18 protein-coding genes are annotated in these 17,726 nt (G+C 60.5%); 7 read left to right on the top strand and 11 right to left on the bottom strand.

Features of this window, described 5'->3' with window-relative positions:
- Positions 1-38: 38 nt before the first annotated feature.
- The 4 genes from PBDP_RS23850 to PBDP_RS23835 form a co-directional block, all read right to left on the bottom strand.
- Complete coding sequence (locus tag PBDP_RS23850) at positions 39-1,061, bottom strand: SIS domain-containing protein (RefSeq protein WP_212801408.1); 1,023 nt, start codon at positions 1,059-1,061, stop codon at positions 39-41.
- On the bottom strand, positions 1,042-2,148 hold the full coding sequence (nagA, locus tag PBDP_RS23845; RefSeq protein ID WP_109754742.1) for an N-acetylglucosamine-6-phosphate deacetylase: 1,107 nt from the start codon (positions 2,146-2,148) through the stop codon (positions 1,042-1,044). The genes PBDP_RS23850 and nagA overlap by 20 nt, the downstream gene beginning before the upstream one ends.
- Before the next feature lie 17 nt (positions 2,149-2,165).
- Positions 2,166-2,897 carry a GntR family transcriptional regulator gene (locus PBDP_RS23840; RefSeq protein WP_072395392.1) on the bottom strand — a complete coding sequence of 244 codons (732 nt, stop codon included), beginning with the start codon at positions 2,895-2,897 and terminating at the stop codon, positions 2,166-2,168.
- A 334-nt stretch (positions 2,898-3,231) separates the two neighbouring features.
- A complete protein-coding gene (locus tag PBDP_RS23835; RefSeq protein WP_212802470.1) occupies positions 3,232-4,533 on the bottom strand; it encodes an IS4 family transposase in 1,302 nt (433 codons plus the stop codon).
- A 1,143-nt stretch (positions 4,534-5,676) separates the two neighbouring features.
- Here PBDP_RS23835 and PBDP_RS23830 point away from each other — a divergent pair.
- The 3 genes from PBDP_RS23830 to PBDP_RS23820 all read left to right on the top strand — a co-directional run bounded on the left by PBDP_RS23830 (position 5,677) and on the right by PBDP_RS23820 (position 7,490).
- A complete protein-coding gene (locus PBDP_RS23830) occupies positions 5,677-6,315 on the top strand; it encodes a DUF6036 family nucleotidyltransferase (protein WP_212801407.1) in 639 nt (212 codons plus the stop codon).
- Positions 6,299-6,751: a hypothetical protein gene (locus PBDP_RS23825; RefSeq protein ID WP_212801406.1), complete on the top strand. Its 453-nt coding sequence runs from the start codon at positions 6,299-6,301 to the stop codon at positions 6,749-6,751. The genes PBDP_RS23830 and PBDP_RS23825 overlap by 17 nt, the downstream gene beginning before the upstream one ends.
- Positions 6,752-7,130: 379 nt before the next feature.
- Entirely contained in the window at positions 7,131-7,490 is a 360-nt protein-coding gene (locus PBDP_RS23820) for a DUF6124 family protein (RefSeq protein ID WP_109754739.1), read from the top strand.
- A gap of 230 nt (positions 7,491-7,720) precedes the next feature.
- Here PBDP_RS23820 and PBDP_RS23815 read toward each other — a convergent pair whose 3' ends face one another.
- The 3 genes from PBDP_RS23815 to PBDP_RS23805 all read right to left on the bottom strand — a co-directional run bounded on the left by PBDP_RS23815 (position 7,721) and on the right by PBDP_RS23805 (position 10,271).
- Positions 7,721-8,794, bottom strand: a complete 1,074-nt coding sequence (locus PBDP_RS23815) for a scabin-related ADP-ribosyltransferase (RefSeq protein WP_212801405.1) — start codon at positions 8,792-8,794, stop codon at positions 7,721-7,723.
- 372 nt (positions 8,795-9,166) lie between these two features.
- On the bottom strand, positions 9,167-9,673 hold the full coding sequence (locus tag PBDP_RS23810; RefSeq protein ID WP_072409000.1) for a L,D-transpeptidase family protein: 507 nt from the start codon (positions 9,671-9,673) through the stop codon (positions 9,167-9,169).
- Between the two features lie 46 nt (positions 9,674-9,719).
- On the bottom strand, positions 9,720-10,271 hold the full coding sequence (locus PBDP_RS23805) for an NUDIX hydrolase (RefSeq protein ID WP_092166299.1): 552 nt from the start codon (positions 10,269-10,271) through the stop codon (positions 9,720-9,722).
- 145 nt (positions 10,272-10,416) lie between these two features.
- Here PBDP_RS23805 and PBDP_RS23800 point away from each other — a divergent pair, with 145 nt between their 5' ends.
- Genes PBDP_RS23800 through PBDP_RS23790 form a run of 3 tightly spaced genes read left to right on the top strand, consistent with a single transcriptional unit; the run spans position 10,417 to position 11,763 of the window.
- Entirely contained in the window at positions 10,417-11,016 is a 600-nt protein-coding gene (locus PBDP_RS23800; protein WP_109753727.1) for a CoA pyrophosphatase, read from the top strand.
- Between the two features lie 16 nt (positions 11,017-11,032).
- On the top strand, positions 11,033-11,557 hold the full coding sequence (locus PBDP_RS23795) for a gamma carbonic anhydrase family protein (RefSeq protein ID WP_109753728.1): 525 nt from the start codon (positions 11,033-11,035) through the stop codon (positions 11,555-11,557).
- A complete protein-coding gene (locus PBDP_RS23790; protein WP_109753729.1) occupies positions 11,554-11,763 on the top strand; it encodes a DUF1289 domain-containing protein in 210 nt (69 codons plus the stop codon). The genes PBDP_RS23795 and PBDP_RS23790 overlap by 4 nt, the downstream gene beginning before the upstream one ends.
- 194 nt (positions 11,764-11,957) lie before the next feature.
- On the opposite strand, the gene PBDP_RS23785 is transcribed toward PBDP_RS23790, so the two are convergent.
- Positions 11,958-12,569 (bottom strand): Pr6Pr family membrane protein, encoded by a 612-nt coding sequence (locus PBDP_RS23785; protein WP_109754012.1) that lies wholly within the window; start codon positions 12,567-12,569, stop codon positions 11,958-11,960.
- Positions 12,570-12,605: 36 nt separating this feature from the next.
- Positions 12,606-12,836, bottom strand: coding sequence for a VF530 family protein (locus tag PBDP_RS23780; protein WP_003205228.1), 231 nt, complete (start codon positions 12,834-12,836; stop codon positions 12,606-12,608).
- A gap of 501 nt (positions 12,837-13,337) precedes the next feature.
- Between PBDP_RS23780 and PBDP_RS23775 the strand changes: the two genes are divergently transcribed.
- Positions 13,338-15,752 (top strand): glucose/quinate/shikimate family membrane-bound PQQ-dependent dehydrogenase, encoded by a 2,415-nt coding sequence (locus tag PBDP_RS23775; RefSeq protein WP_116833375.1) that lies wholly within the window; start codon positions 13,338-13,340, stop codon positions 15,750-15,752.
- Between the two features lie 195 nt (positions 15,753-15,947).
- On the opposite strand, the gene purT is transcribed toward PBDP_RS23775, so the two are convergent.
- Together purT and PBDP_RS23765 are read right to left on the bottom strand one after the other, a co-directional pair.
- Positions 15,948-17,129, bottom strand: a complete 1,182-nt coding sequence (gene purT, locus PBDP_RS23770) for a formate-dependent phosphoribosylglycinamide formyltransferase (RefSeq protein ID WP_109753731.1) — start codon at positions 17,127-17,129, stop codon at positions 15,948-15,950.
- Between the two features lie 101 nt (positions 17,130-17,230).
- The gene (locus PBDP_RS23765) at positions 17,231-17,698 is read right to left on the bottom strand and encodes a preQ0 transporter (protein ID WP_109753732.1); all 468 of its coding nucleotides are present in this window, start codon (positions 17,696-17,698) and stop codon (positions 17,231-17,233) included.
- Between the last annotated feature and the right edge of the window lie 28 nt (positions 17,699-17,726).

Here is a 17,726-nt window from a genome sequence, read left to right as displayed (position 1 = left end):
CTCTCATCAGACTCTTTTATTGAAAGAAAGCCGTTGGCTCAGTGCGTACGGGTGACCTTGCTCAAGTGCCTTGGTTGGTCCGGGTCCAGTCCTCGGGCCACGGCCAGGCTCGCGGCCATGCCGTAGAAGCTCTGGATGGCCAGAATCGGGTCCAGGGCCGGGTGTCCGGCGCGGGTCAGCGTCAGGTCGCGTTCGGCGATGTCATCCGGCGCCGCCAGCAGTACCCGGGCGCCGCGCTGGCGCATGTCCGCGGCCAGGCTCAACACTCCGGCCTGCTCGGCACCGCGCGGGGCGAACACCAGCAGCGGGTAGTCGGCATCGATCAGCGCCATCGGCCCGTGGCGGACTTCGGCGCTGCTGAAGGCTTCGGCCTGGATCGCCGAGGTTTCCTTGAACTTGAGCGCCGCTTCCTGGGCGATGGCGAACCCGGCGCCCCGGCCGATCACCATCAACCGCTGGCAGTTGCGCAGGGCTTCGACGGCAACGTTCCAGTCCTGACGGGCGGCATCGCGCAAACCTTCGGGCAGGGCATTGCCCGCTTCGAGCAACTCGGCGTCGTCCTTCCAATGGGCTACCAGTCGCGCACTGGCGCTGAGGGTGGCGATGAAACTCTTGGTGGCGGCGACGCTGCTTTCGACGCCGGCGCACAACGGCACGCTGAATTCACACGCCGCTTCCAGCGGTGAGTCGGCAGCATTGACCAAGGCCACGCTCAAGGCGCCGCGCTTGCGCAGCAGACGCAGGCTGTCGACCAGGTCCGGGCTCTGTCCCGACTGGGAAAATGCAAAGGCCACCTGGCCGCTGACCTTGAGCGGCGCCTGCTGCATGGTCACCACCGACATTGGCAGCGAGGCCACCGGGATGCCCAATAGCTGCATGGTCAGGTAGGCGAAGTAGCTGGCGGCGTGGTCGGAACTGCCCCGCGCCACAGTCATCGCCACTTGCGGCGGTTGACGGCGCAGGCGTCCGGCGATTTCCATCAGCGCCGGGTCCAATTGTTGCAACTGACGCTCGACAGCTTCGAACGAGCTCAGGGCCTCTTCAAGCATTTTGCAAGTCAATGGCTTCTCCTTCGACCATCACGTCGGTCAGCGTCAGGGAACGGTCCAGGCGCACGCAGTCGGCCCAGGCACCGGGTTGCAGGCGTCCGCGCTCGGGCAGGCCGAGGTAGTCGGCAGGGAATTGGGACAGGCGTTGCGAGGCTTCGCCGATGGGCAGGCCGATCTTCACCAGGTTGCGCAGGGCCTGGTCCATGGTCAGGGTGCTGCCGGCCAGGGTGCCGTCGGCCAGCCGAACGCCGCCCAGGCACTTGGTCACGGTGTGGCTGCCCAGCTTGTACTCGCCATCGGGCATGCCGGCGGCGGCGGTGGAGTCGGTCACGCAATACAGGCACGGGATCGAACGCAGGGCCACGCGCATGGCGCCGGGGTGCACATGCAGCAAGTCCGGGATCAGCTCGGCGTATTGCGCATGGGCCAGCGCCGCGCCGACGATGCCCGGTTCGCGGTGGTGCAGCGGGCTCATGGCGTTATATAGATGGGTGAAACTGCTGGCCCCGGCGGCCAGCGCGGCGACGCCTTCCTCGTAGCTGCCCAGGGTGTGGCCGATCTGCATGCGCACACCTCGGGCGCTGAGCGTACGAATCAGGGCGTCGTGGCCGGCGATTTCCGGGGCAATGGTGATCACCCTGATCGGTGCCAGGGCCAGGTAACTCTCCACCTCGGCCAGCAGCGCGGTGTGGGCGAAATTCGGTTGGGCGCCCAGTTTGCCCGGGTTGATGTAAGGGCCTTCCAGATGTACGCCGAGAACCCGGGCGTTGCCGCGCTGGCGCTGCTCACAAAACTCGCCGAGGGCCTTGAGCACGCTGGCGATCTCGTCGCTGGGCGCGGTCATGGTGGTCGCCAGCAACGACGTCGTGCCGAAACGCACATGGGTGCGGGCGATGGTTTCGAACGCCAGGGCGCCTTGCATGATGTCCATGCCGCCACCGCCATGGACGTGCAGGTCGATGAAACCGGGCAGCAAATAGGGCAGGTCATTGCTCGCCGGATCGCAGGGTTGGCCATCGATGGCCACGATCTTGCCGTGTTCATGGATCAGGTGGCCGCGAACCCAGCCGTTGGAGGTGAGGATGTTGTCTTCGGACATGGGCACTCTCTAGTCGTCTAACGCCGCAGCTCTGCGACGAAGTCGTAGTAGTCGTTGCGGCAATAGGTGTCGGTGACTTCGATGGGGGTGTTGTCTTCCAGGTAGCCGACCCGGGTCATCAGCAACATCGCGGTGCCGGGGGCGATGCCCACCAGGGCGGCGAATTCGTCCGAGGCGTTGATGGCCTGGATGTGTTGCAGCGCGCGCACCACCGGCTTGCCGATGCCGTCGAGGAATTCATAGAGCGAATCGCCCACCGCTTGTGGCTTGGGGATGATGCTGGCGGGCAGGGTGCTCATTTCGATGGCCATGACCGTGTCGTCAGCCTTGCGCAGGCGCTTGAGCCGCGCGACCTTGTCGGTGGGTGACAGGCCCAGGCGGATCAGTTCTTCGTGGGTTGGCGGGGTGATTTCCCGCTCCAGCCATTGCGAACCCGGCACGAAGCCCTTGAGCCGCAGCATCTCGCTGAAGCCGCTGAGGCGTGACAGCGGTTGTTCCAGGCGTGGGGTAATGAACGTGCCCGAGCCCTGGTTGCGGCGGATCAGGCCTTGTTCGAACAGCACTTCCAGCGCTTTGCGGGCGGTGACCCGGGAAATGCCCAGTTGCTCGCTCAAGCTGCGTTCGGAGGGCATCGCTTGCTCGGCTTTCCACTGGCCGGCGTGGATGGCGGTTTCCAGGTTGCGTGCCAGTTGCAGGTAGAGCGGGGTGGGTTGGGTGTCGTCGGGGCGTAGGGCCAGGATGTCGTTCATTTGTTTGTCCGATGCGGTTTTGTAGGCGTTGTCGCTCGGTGAGTTGCGGTTGAAGCTAATACCACTTGAATACCATGTCAACGCTGGTTCTGGTGGGTTACGAGTGTTTATGGGGTGTTTTTAGAGGGGGTGTTTGAAGTGGTATTAGGGTGGTGGGGATAGTGCGTGAAATTACTTGCTTTGGGCTGGGGGGGTAGAGGTCAGTGGTATGCATGGGGCGCGGGTTTTGAAATTTGATATTTATTTTTGTGGTGACCGGCGGTGGTTTGTTTTGTGTGTATATCCGTTGCTTCGGTAACGGCGGCTTAGGGTTCCGCCCTTACGGCCATCCCTTTCAAGGTCTTTTCGTTTTGGCGGCCTTGATTACCCGGTCCGTTGAAACATGTGCATGCACCGCAGTGCCTTGCACCCATGTTTTGGGTTTAGGCACCTTGGGGCCCCGGGGATTTTTCGCAACTTGTTTTGGTTGGATGTTTCTGGCCAGTTCCAACAAGCGCTGGGCCAGTTTTTCCAGAGGTATGACGGGAAAACATTCCGAGGGCAGCGCAATTTGCAGGCCTTCATAACCACTCCGGACCTGAACCGCCAAGTGATAGGTTGAGGCTTCCCAGCCGTCAGGCTGGGAAGCCTGATGGGCTTGCTCGACGCTTCGTTTGAGTACGGCCAGGACGTTGTAGGCCAACACCGCAGTAGTGAACCCGAGCAATGCAGCCTTTGGGCTACCAAGGGTTTCGATTTCACTTTCCAGGATTGTTTCCAGTCGCTGGAACATGCCTTCAATGCTCCAGCGGCGGCGATAGAGTTCCGCGATCTGCTGCGCGCTGACGCCTTCAGGCAGGTTGCTCCAGAACATCAAGCTGCTGTCACCCGAGTCTGTTGGCGAATGAAGCGTCAGTTCGACACGCCGACACTGATAACCGCCTCTGACCTGAATGATCTGCTCACGCACAGTGCCTGTTTCCACAGGCACTGGCTCTTGCCACTCACCCTCTTGAATCAAGCGTGGATGCTTGGCTTGCTGACGAATGACAAAGGAGGTTTGGACCTGCTCACAAGCCTCCATAACCGGGAGCGTGCAATAGAGTCGATCAGCCAGCCACACTTGGCCTGGCTCGGCATTGGCCAATAGGGGCAGCACACAAACGCGCTCGCTTGCGTAGGCATCTTCACATGCCTGCAGGTCGATGACTTGATCCAGGTCGGGGTCGTAGACAACCACCGAAAACCCGGGCCGAGCGGCGCCGCGCTCGTGGCGTAAAGCCCCCAGTCGTTTCTCAGTGGATGCCAAGTGATTACCGTCCACCACCCGAACCTGCCAACCCGGCAACATCGTCGTGCAACCCAACTCCTTGATGGTTGGAGCCAGGCGCTGCGCACAGCCCGTGACCAGGGCGCGCAACAAAGCTGGCTCGGTACGACTGATCTTGTCGTAGAGGGCCGCCAGGCTGACAGGAAGATCTTCCAGTTGCCGCGCGGCGGCGTGAAGGGACGGCTTCAAGCCCAATGAAACAAGGGACATCAGCTTGATGATGGTCGAGAACAGTAGCTCACGAGAATACTGCCGTTGCCGATGTTCTTCGAAGACCTGATCGACCCACTCAGGGGCAATAGCGTGCTCCAGCGCCAATTTGGCCATAACGCTGGCAGGTGCTTTTTTCTCGAAACGCTCCAGAACATCGGCCCACATCGTTCGGGTATCCCTGATAGAAACTTCAGGGGATTTTACCTAAGACCTTGAAAGGGATGGCCCTTACGGCGGCTCACTTTTGAGAAGCGCAAAAGTAAGCAAAACGCTTTTGCCCCACCACTTGGCACCTCGCTTAGGCTCGGTGTGCCCTCACTCCGGCATTGCTCCGTGGGCCCGCCGCGAAGGGCCATCCATGGCCCAGCGCGGCTACCTCGGCATCCATGCCGAGGTACCCACTGCGCAATACCTGCGTTCGGCCAGCGTGGTTAACGGGGCGCCGAGATCAACGTCCACCCCACCACGAGGCGGCCTGATAGCCGACCTGGCGCACCCAGTCGTACACCCGTCAGATCTGTGGGAGCAAAGCTTGCTCGCGAGGCGGCCTGATAGCCGACCTGGCTCTCCCGGTCGTACTCCGATTTCCCTGTGGGAGCGGGCTTGCTCGCGAAGGCGGCATAACAGCCAACGAGGATGTTGAATGTACTGGCCTCTTCGCGAGCAAGCCCGCTCCCACAAGGTGTTTGCGGCGTATATGAGTGTTGTGGCTGCTGAAAATCCAATGTGGGAGCGAGCTTGCTCGCGATGGCGGCGGTTCAGTCACATGGATATTGGGTTTGCTGGCCTCATCGCGAGCAAGCTCGCACACAGGAGAAACGCGGTCCCACCAAGAACCAGGTCGGCTATCAGGCCGCCTCGTGGTGGACGTTGATCTCGGGCACACCGAGCCTAGCGAGGTGCCAAGTGGTGGGGCAGAAGCGCTTTGGTTTCTTTCGACTGGGCCGGCTTCCGGGCTTTTCGAAAGTGAGCCGCCGTCAGGGCGGAACCCTAAGTCGCCGTTACCGCAGCAATGAATATGTATCCAACCCCATCCAAAAAAGCCTATCTGAAATCTGTGCGAAACATCCCTGATCAGATGGGTGGTCTGTCAGATGCCCCGAAGTTTCCGACATGTTTTTAAGGTTGTCGCTCGGAAGCGAGGGCTCTAGCTTTCGGAGCCCACATCTCCAAGCACTGGGATCGCTTACCGGCCTTGGGAAGACCGAGCAGCAGATCCAAGTTTCAAGGAGCAACAGCAGCCTCTGAGGTCCAAACATGGAACTGCCGGATATGATCACCCCCCGCCTCAATACAAGTACCTCCCTGGGACGGGCTTTGATTTCAATGTTCAAGTCTGTCGAAGCGGAGCTGATATATGAAAATGCGGAGTCAGGGGCGGTTAAAGTCATGGTGTTTGGCGGATGCGCAGTACATCTCTATACGCATCATCGTGTTTCCACGGACGTTGACGCCGAAATCTATGAGGCGAGCCTTCCGGAAGGCTTTCATCTTCGAACGCTGCTTGCGGAAGTGCCTGAGCAATTTGTCGACGAGAAGTCCGGCCGATTGATGGAGCTGAACTACGACCTCCAATACAACACCAGCTTTGGTCCGATTCACGAGGATTATTGGGTCCGAAGCATCCCCCTTGAAGAGTTCCCGATAGAGTCACCTCTGCACGTCCACATTGCTGCTCCTATCGATATTGCGATTTCAAAGCTGGGTAGAGCAACGGACCAAGACGTTGGCGATATCATGGCGCTCCTGAGGGCCGGCTTCATATTGACCGCCGAGCTGCGTCGACTGGCAATGCAGGCAATTGATGTATATGTTGGTAACAAAGAGCCTCCAACGTCTGTTCTTACCCACATTTTGCAAAATTATTTGGAGAATACAGATGACGAAGCCTGCTAACGGCCACGTCCTCTCAGCCGCTCTGGACACATTGGTCAAAAGCCCGCTGGATCACGCAGATGATGTTGCACTCGTGAGTGCAGCCAAAGCTGTCTGGTATTCCAACCTGGACTTGATAAGCGCAGCCCAAGCTTTTCTGAGTCAACACACTAATGAGGTCGAGTTGCGTCGCGCAGGATATCTGCTCGAACGACTCACCCGATTTTCGTGTGTCACGGACAGTCGCGCATTGGAAGTCTTCAAAGCCCTTGAGCTATTTTTACGTTCGACACCCAAGCAAGCCATAACCTCACAAACCGCTGTTGCGCTTCGCAAACGCCGTGATGAACTTGCTCTCGCTTGGGGGCTGAATGAAGGTCTTGGCTTGAAGGTGCAAACCCTCTTGCCTTTTCAAACTCGGCATTATGAGGCTGAGCAGCGCGCAGCGTTTGTGTAAACCCAAATGTCATCCTCGAAAACCGGCTTCGGCCGGTTTTTTGTTGTGTGAATGATCATCCTTTGGTCTGTCAGACGCCCCGAAGTTTCCGACATGTTTTTAAGGTTGTGCCTCGGAAGCGAGGGCTCTAGCCTTTGGGTGTCGCTGCCAATTCAGCGACCGGATTTGACCGTCCGAACCTACAAGGCGCGCCAGCGTTTCCAAGACCTATTTCAGGCGTTTTTCGTTCGTCTGAGGTATCGTGTCGCCGGTGGCTGTGCGTGGGACGTCTTCGGACGTGCCGGAATGCCTTGTTTCCGGTCGGTCAACCCGCGTACAGCTGCCCCTTTTTGTTTGACCGCAGAAGGGCGGTGGCTCCCATTGATACAAGGAGCTGCACATGATCAAAGAAACCCCAAATCCGCCAAAACCCGCCTCCACCTTCCCCTACGGCGACTACGCCCCCGACAAGCTGAAAGAAGCCGCCGACCGTGCGATGGACCATTACCTCAAGCCCGACGACAGCGAACCAGAACCCCAACCCTCGACGCAATTGTTCACCGTCTCGGACAACGTCGATACCGAAGCCCTGCTAGCCAACCTCAGCGAAACCCTGGCCTCGGCCAATGCGATGCTCAGCGATCTTGCCTTCGATCTGGAAGGTTCTCGGCGGCATGTGGCGTTGGGAGTGGCGCAGATGATCGAGCTGGGAGCGCTATTGGCGAACAAAGCTTTGGATCGGGTAGAGCTTCGGACCTGATGCAATAAGTGCCGGCCTCATCGCGAGCAGGCTCGCTCCCACAAGGGACGGGTGTCGACCACAAGTTCTGTGAACACCACAAATCCACTGTGGGAGCGAGCCTGCTCGCGATAAATCGAAAGACGAATACAAAAAAACCGGCAGAGCACTGAAACTGTGGCGAGGGAGACATACAAGCCCCAAGTGACAGCATCAGCCACCCTGCACGGCAGATGGCATGGGCTTGAAAACTATTGATGGCGGTTCTCGAGGCGGCAAACCTCTTTTTCTATGCCGATGCACTCAACCGGTTCGCCCACGCCTTTCTCGAAACGACGGGCGTTCATCAGCAGGCCTCCTTTGATGCCACCGATGAACGCGAAGGCGCCTTCACGTCCGCCTGTGTTACGTCCGGACAAATCCACGGCCACGCTGTTGGGCCTGACTTCATATACCCAGCCGCCGTTTTGCGCTTGGGCGATGGCCCAGATCTTGGCATCGGTATAGTCGCGAAACGCCACAACAACCGAGTTGGTAAAAACGGACGACTCTGGATCACTCGCCAATCTCAAGTTCGGTACTTGCGAATTCCAGGCCCGTAATCCTTGGGCAAGTGCATCCGCCCCTTGTACGGAGTTGATTATTGAAGAGCCGACTGCCCAGAGGGATTGCTTACTCGTTACCCAGGCCAGACCCTCTGGGGGCGTGATCCGGCTCCAATCGATGCTCACCGCCGCGACCTCCAATGGGCTTTCATGGCCCGTCGGTTCGCGGTAGTTCGGGTTCGGCTCACAGTTGGCAAGGTTGTCTTTCTTGCATGCTTGCTTGATGAACTGGCGCTTGACGCCTCCCGGAAAGCTGATTTCCTGCTCACTGACAGGTCCTCCCGACACATCCTGATCGATACCATGGGGAGCTTTGATCTCGTACACCCATTCCTTGGCGAACCGTTGGGCGAGCGCCTGGTCGCGGGTTGTACTGCTGTAGACCGATTTACCTGCGCCAGCCCCGTGGCTCCACCAGTCATACATCCACTCGATGACGGGGGAGCCTACGGCTTTGGGTAAAATCCCGTCCTGGAAGGCCCCGAGTCCCTGATCCGTCGTGTCCCCTCGATAGAGCGTGTTCATGTCGGTACGCCAATGCAACGATGGCTTGGTATCGCGGATCGGCACACTCGAATCCGCGGTAACCTGAAGCCAGGCGGTATACCACGGCTCCTCTTTTCCATCGGCTCCCCACGCGTCTGCGCTCGGTTGCCACACACCCGCCAACACCACCACCGCGACAGCTGTCGCCCGTATGAAATTGTTATTGGTTGTCATGATTTGATGTCTCATCTGGAACTGTGAAGCCCTGTCGAATCACATACGTCATGACTGCCTATGCTTCGACGTGACACATCTCACTTTGGATTCTGCGGGGGGCTGCTGGGCAGAGCCTCGACCTACCGCATCAGTTCTGAGAGTAGATCAAGGCTGGGGGAGGGATTGCGTTGCGGTGCCTGGACTTGTAACAAAAGGCTGATAGTCATCGACTTTTGTGGCGAGGGGATTTATCCCCGCTGGGCTGCGAAGCAGCCCTCAAGCCAGGCAGTTCGGTGTGTCAGGTAGATTGAGTTGTTGGCTTAGGGGACTGCTGCGCAGTCCAGCGGGGATAAATCCCCTCGCCACAGGGAACTCATGTGTGGTCGAGTTCTACGGCCGGATTTCGATCATCGTCCCATCCGGCACCAGGTTCCAGACTTCGCGCATGTCCACGTTGCGCATGGCGATGCAGCCGTCGGTCCAGTCCAGCGTATGGAACAACTGTTCAGGGTTCTCTTCCGAATCCGGCGTGCCGTGGATCATGATCATGCCCCCCGGCTCCACGCCTTCGCGTCGGGCGCGGGCGGCGTCGCTGATGTTGGGGTAGGAAATGTGCATCGACAGGTAGAAACGGTCGCTGGTCTTGCGCCAGTCGATCCAGTAGAAACCCTCGGGGGTGCGCTTGTCGCCTTCGATCAGTTTGGGGCCTTTCTTGGCGCCCTTGCCCAGGGAAATGCGATAGGTCTTGAGCGGCTTGCCGTCGTTGATCAATTGCAATTGATGGGCGGACTTGAGCACCAGCACTTTTTCGATGACTTTGCCGTTGTAGGTTCCCACGGCGGCGGCCTGGGACACAGCGGTGAACGACAAGCAGAACAGGACAAGCAACCAGCGCATTGAAACGGTATCCCTAGAGGTGTCGCGGCTATATTGATTGGTATTTTCAGGTGTTGGCGGGCTGGGCCAGCGGTGGGATCGATTCGGATCGCACCGGGTAATCCTCGGCCCGGCGGTCAGCGTAGAAATATTCCAGGGTACGGCCCACCGTGCGGAAAGCCAGCTCGTCCCAGGGAATATCCGCTTCTTCGAACAATTTCACTTCCAGGCTCTCGGGCCCGGCGGCGAAATCCTCATCCACCAGTTCGGCGCGGAAGAATACATGTACCTGGCTGATATGCGGTACGTCAATCAGCGTATAGATGCTCAAGTTTCGCACCCGGGCGCAGGCCTCTTCGGCGGTTTCGCGCACGGCGGCCTGTTCGATGGTTTCTCCGTTTTCCATGAAGCCTGCCGGTAGCGTCCAATAACCGCGCCGCGGCTCGATGGCGCGCCGGCACAACAGGACTTTACTGCCCCAGGTCGGTACGCAGCCGGCCACTATGTTGGGGTTCTGGTAATGGATGGTATGGCAGGTGTCGCAAACGAAGCGCAGGCGCGAGTCGCCTTCGGGTATGCGCTGGGTCACCGGGTTACCGCACTGGCTGCAGAATTTCATGCTTGGGTTCCTGAATGCTGCGCCTATCTTGGCGTGCGTGGGCCGGTGCGGCAAGTTGTCGTTTCGCGACACGACGCGGTGCGGGGCTTGGGCCGCTTGAATGATTGGTGCATGATGCAAGGTAGCGAATAAATCGAGAAGTCTCATGCTGGACGAGCTACTGCATCGAGTAAGCAACCATACCCCGCAAGACCTGCAGGCCGACCGACGTTTCCCTGAAGCCGCGGTGCTGGTGCCGATCACCCGCAGCGATGAACCGGAGTTGGTCCTGACCCTGCGCGCCAGCGGGCTCTCGACCCATGGCGGCGAGGTGGCCTTTCCTGGCGGGCGCCGCGACCCGGAAGACCCCGACCTGATCTTCACCGCCCTGCGCGAGGCCGAGGAAGAAATCGGCCTGCCTCCCGGCCTGGTGGAAGTGATCGGCCCCCTCAGCCCGTTGATTTCGCTGCATGGCATCAAGGTCACGCCCTATGTCGGGGTGATTCCGGACTACGTCGAATACCAGGCCAACGATGCCGAGATTGCCGCGGTGTTCAGCGTGCCGCTGGAGTTTTTTCGCAAGGACCCGCGCGAACACACGCATCGTATCGATTACCAGGGCCGCAGTTGGTACGTACCCAGCTATCGTTTTGGCGAATACAAGATCTGGGGCCTGACGGCGATCATGATCGTCGAACTGGTCAACCTGTTGTATGACGCCGATATCGACCTGCACACGCCGCCCAAAAGCTACATCAATACCTGATGACCCGAGGATCCTCATGAAATACCGCCTGGGCGATGCCCGTGTCGAAACCCACCCACAGAGCTGGGTCGCGCCCAACGCCACGCTGGTGGGCAAGGTCCGCCTCGAAGAGGGCGCCAATGTCTGGTTCAACGCCGTCCTGCGCGGCGACAACGAACTGATCCTGATCGGCAAGCACAGCAACGTGCAGGACGGCACGGTGATGCACACCGACATGGGCTACCCGCTGACCATCGGCACCGGCGTGACCATCGGTCACAACGCCATGCTCCATGGCTGTACGGTGGGCGACTACAGCCTTATCGGCATCAACGCGGTGATTCTCAACGGTGCGAAGATCGGCAAGAACTGCATCATTGGCGCCAACTCGTTGATCGGTGAAGGCAAGGAGATCCCCGACGGCTCGCTGGTGATGGGCTCGCCCGGCAAGGTCGTGCGGGAATTGACCGAGGCCCAGAAGAAAATGCTCGAAGCCAGCGCGGCTCACTATGTCCACAACGCGCAGCGCTATGCCCGCGACCTCGCCGAGCAAGAACAATGACCCCGTCCGAACGCCCGGTTCGCTCGCCCTGCGTGAACGTCTGCGCGCTGGACGATGACGACGTCTGCACCGGTTGCCAGCGCACCGTGGCGGAAATCACCCGATGGAGCCGGATGGATAACGAGGAACGGCGCAGTGTCTTGGCGTTGTGTCATGAGCGGGCCAAGAGCAGTGGGCTGGTGTGGATGTTGCCGGCCAGGCGCTGATGCCGGATATGCAACACAACCCCCTTGTGGCAGAGGATTGATCTGTGGCGAGGGGATTTATCCCCGCTGGGCTGCGTAGCAGCCCCCAAATCCGGCGCCTCGGTGTGTCAGGCAGAGTAAGTTGACAGCTTTGGGGCTGCTGCGCAGCCCAGCGGGGATAAATCCCCTCGCCACAAGAGCATATTCACCAGGCTTCAATGTGTTCGCCCCAACCACCGATCCACCCCCACCACCGCCAACGCAATCCCGACAAACCCCGCCAAGATCCCCCCGGCATTGATGAACACCTGTGGATAACCCAGGTTCGCCACATCAATGAAAGGGTAGGGGTAGGCCGCCAACAGATCCCCGCGCAGCAGGACATAGGCGAAATACACCAAGGGATAGATCATCCACAGCCCGATGTGGCCCAGGCGCAAGGTGCCTTTGGGCACATACAGCCACCAATAGACGATGTACAGCAGCGGCATCACGTCGTGCAGCAACTCGTCGGCCACGAACTGCCACCCTTCGGGCTGCCATAGATGCCGCAACAGCAGGTTATAGGCCAGGCTGACCAGGGCGATGCTCACGGCGATACCACTGCGCACGCTGGGCCACAGGAACCAGCGACGGGCTGGGGATTGGCGCGGGTTCAGTTCCCAGGTCAATACCACTGCCACCAAGGTGTTGGTCAGCACCGTGAAAAAACTGAAGAAGTTCACCAACCCGCCCAGCAGGCTCGCGTCCAGCTCCCATCGGCCGAGCAGGATCAGGTACAACTGGATGCTCAAACCCGTCCAGCCGAGCACTGCCGCCACCGCCACGAGCCGCGCGGGACGACGCAGATCGATATCCACGGTTCAGACCGGCCGCTTGGTACGCATCAACTTGATGTACAGGCGCTCGACCTTCTCCCGCGCCCACGGCGTCTTGCGCAGGAAGGTCAGGCTCGACTTGATGCTCGGGTCGCTCTTGAAACAGCGGATGTCGATGCGTTCAGCCAGGCCCGACCATTCGTAATGCTGCACGAGGGCGTTGAGGATCTGCTCCAGCGTCACGCCGTGCAGCGGGTTGTTGTTGGGTTCGGTCATGGAAGGCCTTCGCATGCAAAAGATGTAAAGCCGCGCACCTTAGCCGAGGTGCCCTTGTGGTGGAAGCATAGCCTTCAACATGGCCGCCAGAGCCCGGCGCGCACTGTTACCGAATCCGAGATGATTCATGTCAACAAAAGCCCTTTCTCTATCGAGAACAGGACATTATCCTTGCGCCGCCTGCTGAAACGCTTCTGCGCCGTTAGGTGAAGCCTCTGCGTCCGGCTCCTGCTGGAAGATCAAAGATTTTTTATACCTGATGTCCAGGCTCTGAAAGACAGCGCTGTCTTTACCGGCGAGACCTGTGGGAGCGAGCCTGCTCGCGATTGCGATTTCACATCCAGCCACGATGTCGACTGCCAGACCGCAATCGCGAGCAGGCTCGCTCCCACAGGGATTTGCAATAACCGAATACCTTTGACTGAACCATGCCCCCTCAAGATCGTCATCTACAGTGACTACTTGCGCGGGACTCCTTAAAACGTCACGGAGAATCACACTATGAGCACTGAGGGTGCTTTGAGTCGAAGCCGTCTGCTACCGAGCCTGCTCGGCATCCTGCTTCTATTGATGGGCCTGGCCCTGTTGGCCGGGGGAGTCAAGCTGAGCACGCTTGGCGGCTCGTGGTATTACCTGCTGGCCGGTATCGGCCTGGCGCTGACCGGCGTACTGCTGATCATGGCCCGTCGCGCGGCCCTGGGCCTGTACGCGCTGGTATTGTTCGCCAGCACCGTGTGGGCGTTGTGGGAAGTGGGCCTGGATTGGTGGCAACTGGTGCCGCGCCTGGCGATGTTGTTTGCCTTGGGCATCGTCATGTTGTTGCCATGGTTCCGCCGCCCGCTGTTGAGCGCTGATGCCCCGGCCACGGGAACCCGCGCATTGGGCGCCGCCGTGGTCATCGCCGGTATCGCCGCACTGGCCAGCCAGTTCACCAACCCGGGCGAGATCAAGGGCCAACTGGACCGCGACAGCGTGCCGGGCATGACCAACACCGCCCCGGCCATGCCCGATGGCGACTGGAACTCCTACGGCCGTAGCGCCCATGGCGACCGTTATTCGCCGCTGGCGCAGATCACCCCCGAGAACGTCAGCAAACTGGTGCCGGCCTGGACCTATCGCACCGGCGACCTGCCGGGGCCGAACGACCCGGGCGAGACCACTGCGGAAAACACCCCGCTGAAGGTCAACGGCATGCTCTACGTGTGCACGCCCCACAGCCAGGTGATTGCCCTGGAGCCGGAAACCGGCAAGGAAATCTGGCGTTTCGATCCGAAGCTTTCCACCCAAAAAGCGGAAAATTTCAAGGGCTGGGCCCATATGACCTGCCGTGGCGTGACCTATCACGATGACGCGGTGTACGCCTCGGCCGAACAGAGCCCCACCGGCACCGCCAGCACCACGCCGGCCAGCACCTCGTGCCCGCGGCGGATCTTCCTGCCGACCGCCGACACCCGTCTGATCGCCCTGAACGCCGACACCGGCAAGATGTGCGAAGACTTCGGCGACAAAGGCCAGGTCGACCTGACCGCCAACATCGGCGGCTTCACGGCCGGCGGTTACTACTCCACCTCGCCACCGGCGGTGACCCAGAACCTGGTAGTGATCGGTGGTCACGTCACCGATAACGTCTCCACCGACGAGCCAAGCGGTGTGATCCGCGCCTACGACGTCCACACCGGCAAGCTGGTGTGGAACTGGGACAGCGGCAACCCGGACGACACCACGCCGATTGCCGAGGGCAAGACCTACACCCGCAACTCGCCGAACATGTGGTCCATGTTCAGCGTCGATGAAAAACTCGGCATGCTCTACCTGCCGATGGGCAACCAGACCCCCGACCAGTTCGGTGGCAATCGCACGCCTGAGTCGGAAAAATATTCCGCCGGCCTGACCGCCCTGGACATCGCCACCGGCAAGGTTCGCTGGTACTTCCAGTTCACCCACCACGACCTGTGGGACATGGACGTCGGCGGTCAACCGACCCTGATGGACATGAAGACCGCCGACGGCGTGAAACCGGCTGTGTTGGCTTCCACCAAGCAAGGCAGCCTCTACGTGCTCGACCGCAGCAACGGCCAGCCGATCATCCCGATCAAGGAAATCCCGGTGCCGCAAGGCGCGGTGGAAGGCGACCACACTTCGCCGACCCAACCGATGTCCGACCTGAACTTCGTGCCGCCGGTCCTCAAGGAGCGGGACATGTGGGGCGTGACCCCGTTCGACCAGATGCTGTGCCGGATCGACTTCAAGTCGCTGCGCTATGACGGCATGTTCACCCCACCGTCGCTGCAAGGCTCGATCGTCTACCCGGGCAACTTCGGCGTGTTCGACTGGGGCGGCATTTCGGTTGACCCAGTGCGGCAGATCGCCTTCGTCAACCCGAGCTACATGGCGTTCAAGTCGAAACTGGTACCGGCGGCCGAAGTGGCTGGCGGTCCGGGTCGCAAGAGCGAAACCGAAGGCGTGCAGCCGAACAAGGGCGCACCGTATGGCGTGATCCTCGAAGCGCTGCTGTCGCCCATGGGCCTGCCTTGCCAGGCACCGGCCTGGGGTTATGTCGCGGCAGTGGACCTGACCAACAACAAGACCCTGTGGAAGCACAAGAACGGCACCGTGCGTGACAGCTCGCCGGTGCCGATCCCGCTGAGCATGGGTGTACCGAGCCTGGGCGGCACCTTCACCACGGCCAGTGGCCTGGCGTTCCTCAGCGGCACCCTCGACCAGTACCTGCGTGCCTATGACGTGAAAAATGGCAAGCAACTGTGGGAAGGGCGCCTGCCCGCCGGCGCCCAGACCACGCCGATGACCTATACCGGCAAGGACGGCAAGCAGTACGTGCTGGTCGTCGCGGGTGGTCATGGTTCCCTGGGGACCAAGCAGGGTGACTATGTGATCGCGTACAAGCTGCCGGATTAAGCCAAACCGGCGCTCATGAAAAAGGCGACACCCTTGCGGGTGTCGCCTTTTTCTTTAGCCCGATGTCACCCCAAGTTAACTGTGGGAGCAAAGCTTGCTCGCGATGCTGGCGCCCTGGTCTTCAGGTGGACCGCGTTATCGTTTATCGCGGGCAAGCCTTGCTCCCACAGATCACCATGAGGCAAACGATACTGCTTACAACTCGATCTTCACCGCCTGGGAAGCCCGGGTCGCCTTGGCGCGGGCGGCTTCGATGGATTCGTCGCGGGCCAGGGCTACGCCCAGGCGGCGCTGGCCGTTGACTTCCGGTTTGCCGAACAGGCGCAGGGCAGTGTCCGGTTCGCTCAGGGCGGCGCCGAGGTTGGCGAAAGCGGTCTGGGTCGACTGGCCTTCCACCAGGATCACCGCCGATGCCGACGGGCCGAACTGGCGGATCAGCGGAATCGGCAGGCCGAGAATGGCCCGGGCGTGCAGGGCGAACTGCGACAGGTCCTGGGAAATCAGCGTCACCAGGCCGGTGTCGTGGGGGCGCGGCGAGACTTCGCTGAACCACACCTGGTCACCCTTGATGAACAGCTCGACGCCAAACAGACCGCGACCACCCAGGGCCTCGGTCACTGCCTTGGCCACGCGCTCGGATTCGGCCAGGGCCACCGGGCTCATGGCCTGGGGTTGCCAGGATTCCTGATAGTCGCCCTTTTCCTGACGGTGGCCGACCGGTGCGCAGAAGGTGGTGCCGCCGACGTGGCGCACGGTGAGCAAGGTGATTTCATAATCGAAATCGATGAAACCTTCGATGATCACCCGACCTTTGCCGGCACGGCCGCCTTCCTGGGCGTAGTCCCAGGCTTTCTGCACGTCATCGGCACTGCGCAGCAGGCTCTGGCCCTTGCCCGAGGAACTCATCACTGGCTTGACCACGCAGGGGAAACTCAGGGTTTCCACGGCCTTGCGGTAGTCTTCCACGGTGTCGGCGAAGAAGTATGGCGAGGTCGGCAGGCCCAACTCTTCGGCGGCCAGGCGCCGGATGCCTTCGCGGTTCATGGTCAGTTGCGCGGCGCGGGCGGTAGGGATCACGGTGAAGCCTTCGGCTTCCAGTTCCACCAGGGTGGCGGTGGCGATGGCTTCGATTTCCGGCACGATGAAATGCGGCTTCTCGGCCTCGATGACCGCGCGCAGGGCAGCGCCGTCGAGCATGTTGATCACATGGCTGCGGTGGGCCACTTGCATGGCCGGCGCGTTGGCGTAGCGATCCACGGCAATCACCTCGACGCCCAGGCGCTGCAGTTCGATTACCACTTCCTTGCCCAGCTCACCGCTGCCACACAACAAAACGCGGGTCGCGGTGGGCGACAATGGGGTTCCGATACGGGTCATCTGAAGGTCCTCAAACAGGAGCGGATCATCGCGGGTTGCGCGCCGGGCGAGCTTCCCATGGGAGAAAGCGCGGCATTTTACATGAACCGCGGGGTTTGGCTTCAGCCGGCGACGGTTTGCTTGCGTAAACGCCAGGCCATGATCAACCAGACGACCGTGACTCCGGCGAATTTCGAGGCCAGGGCGGTGATCACCACGGGCGGTGTCAGGGCGTCGATCAGGCCGAAGAAGATAAAGGTGTCCAGGGGAATGCTCAGGGCCGAACTGATCCACAGTCGATCATGCAGCGGACGCTTGGTAATGGTGAACACCAGCCAGTCGATGCACTCGGACACCGCAAACGCGGTGGCGCTGGCCAGGGCGATGGTCGGGTCCGAGGTGACATAGGACAACCCCAGCGCCACCAGCATCGCCACGATGGCGCCATGGCCGAAACGGGTCTGCACCATGTCCCGCAGGATAAACACCAGCCCGCCCCAGGCCGACCAGATGATGTCCAGGTGCGGTGCGGCAGAGAACGCGAAGTTGATCAGCACGACGCTGGCGATGTAGGCGATCAGGAAAAGCATGGGGCGGATACCTGGTGATGACGGATAA

It is taken from the genome of Pseudomonas sp. St290, assembly GCF_018325805.1.
Lineage (GTDB): Bacteria > Pseudomonadota > Gammaproteobacteria > Pseudomonadales > Pseudomonadaceae > Aquipseudomonas > Aquipseudomonas bijieensis.
The sequence above is the reverse complement of the archived record's forward strand: the minus strand, read 5'-3'. Positions and strand labels throughout refer to the sequence as shown.

Bases quoted from the DNA above. Each gene is read 5' to 3' on its own strand.
- PBDP_RS23795 (WP_109753728.1), top strand. From the start codon at position 11,033: ATGAAATACCGCCTGGGCGATGCCCGTGTCGAAACCCACCCACAGAGC.
- PBDP_RS23780 (WP_003205228.1), bottom strand. From the start codon at position 12,836: ATGACCGAACCCAACAACAACCCGCTGCACGGCGTGACGCTGGAGCAG.
- PBDP_RS23800 (WP_109753727.1), top strand. From the start codon at position 10,417: ATGCTGGACGAGCTACTGCATCGAGTAAGCAACCATACCCCGCAAGAC.
- purT (WP_109753731.1), bottom strand. From the start codon at position 17,129: ATGACCCGTATCGGAACCCCATTGTCGCCCACCGCGACCCGCGTTTTG.
- nagA (WP_109754742.1), bottom strand. From the start codon at position 2,148: ATGTCCGAAGACAACATCCTCACCTCCAACGGCTGGGTTCGCGGCCAC.
- PBDP_RS23765 (WP_109753732.1), bottom strand. From the start codon at position 17,698: ATGCTTTTCCTGATCGCCTACATCGCCAGCGTCGTGCTGATCAACTTC.
- PBDP_RS23820 (WP_109754739.1), top strand. From the start codon at position 7,131: ATGATCAAAGAAACCCCAAATCCGCCAAAACCCGCCTCCACCTTCCCC.
- PBDP_RS23810 (WP_072409000.1), bottom strand. From the start codon at position 9,673: ATGCGCTGGTTGCTTGTCCTGTTCTGCTTGTCGTTCACCGCTGTGTCC.
- PBDP_RS23825 (WP_212801406.1), top strand. From the start codon at position 6,299: ATGACGAAGCCTGCTAACGGCCACGTCCTCTCAGCCGCTCTGGACACA.
- PBDP_RS23805 (WP_092166299.1), bottom strand. From the start codon at position 10,271: ATGAAATTCTGCAGCCAGTGCGGTAACCCGGTGACCCAGCGCATACCC.
- PBDP_RS23840 (WP_072395392.1), bottom strand. From the start codon at position 2,897: ATGAACGACATCCTGGCCCTACGCCCCGACGACACCCAACCCACCCCG.
- PBDP_RS23790 (WP_109753729.1), top strand. From the start codon at position 11,554: ATGACCCCGTCCGAACGCCCGGTTCGCTCGCCCTGCGTGAACGTCTGC.
- PBDP_RS23830 (WP_212801407.1), top strand. From the start codon at position 5,677: ATGGAACTGCCGGATATGATCACCCCCCGCCTCAATACAAGTACCTCC.
- PBDP_RS23815 (WP_212801405.1), bottom strand. From the start codon at position 8,794: ATGACAACCAATAACAATTTCATACGGGCGACAGCTGTCGCGGTGGTG.
- PBDP_RS23775 (WP_116833375.1), top strand. From the start codon at position 13,338: ATGAGCACTGAGGGTGCTTTGAGTCGAAGCCGTCTGCTACCGAGCCTG.
- PBDP_RS23835 (WP_212802470.1), bottom strand. From the start codon at position 4,533: ATGGCCAAATTGGCGCTGGAGCACGCTATTGCCCCTGAGTGGGTCGAT.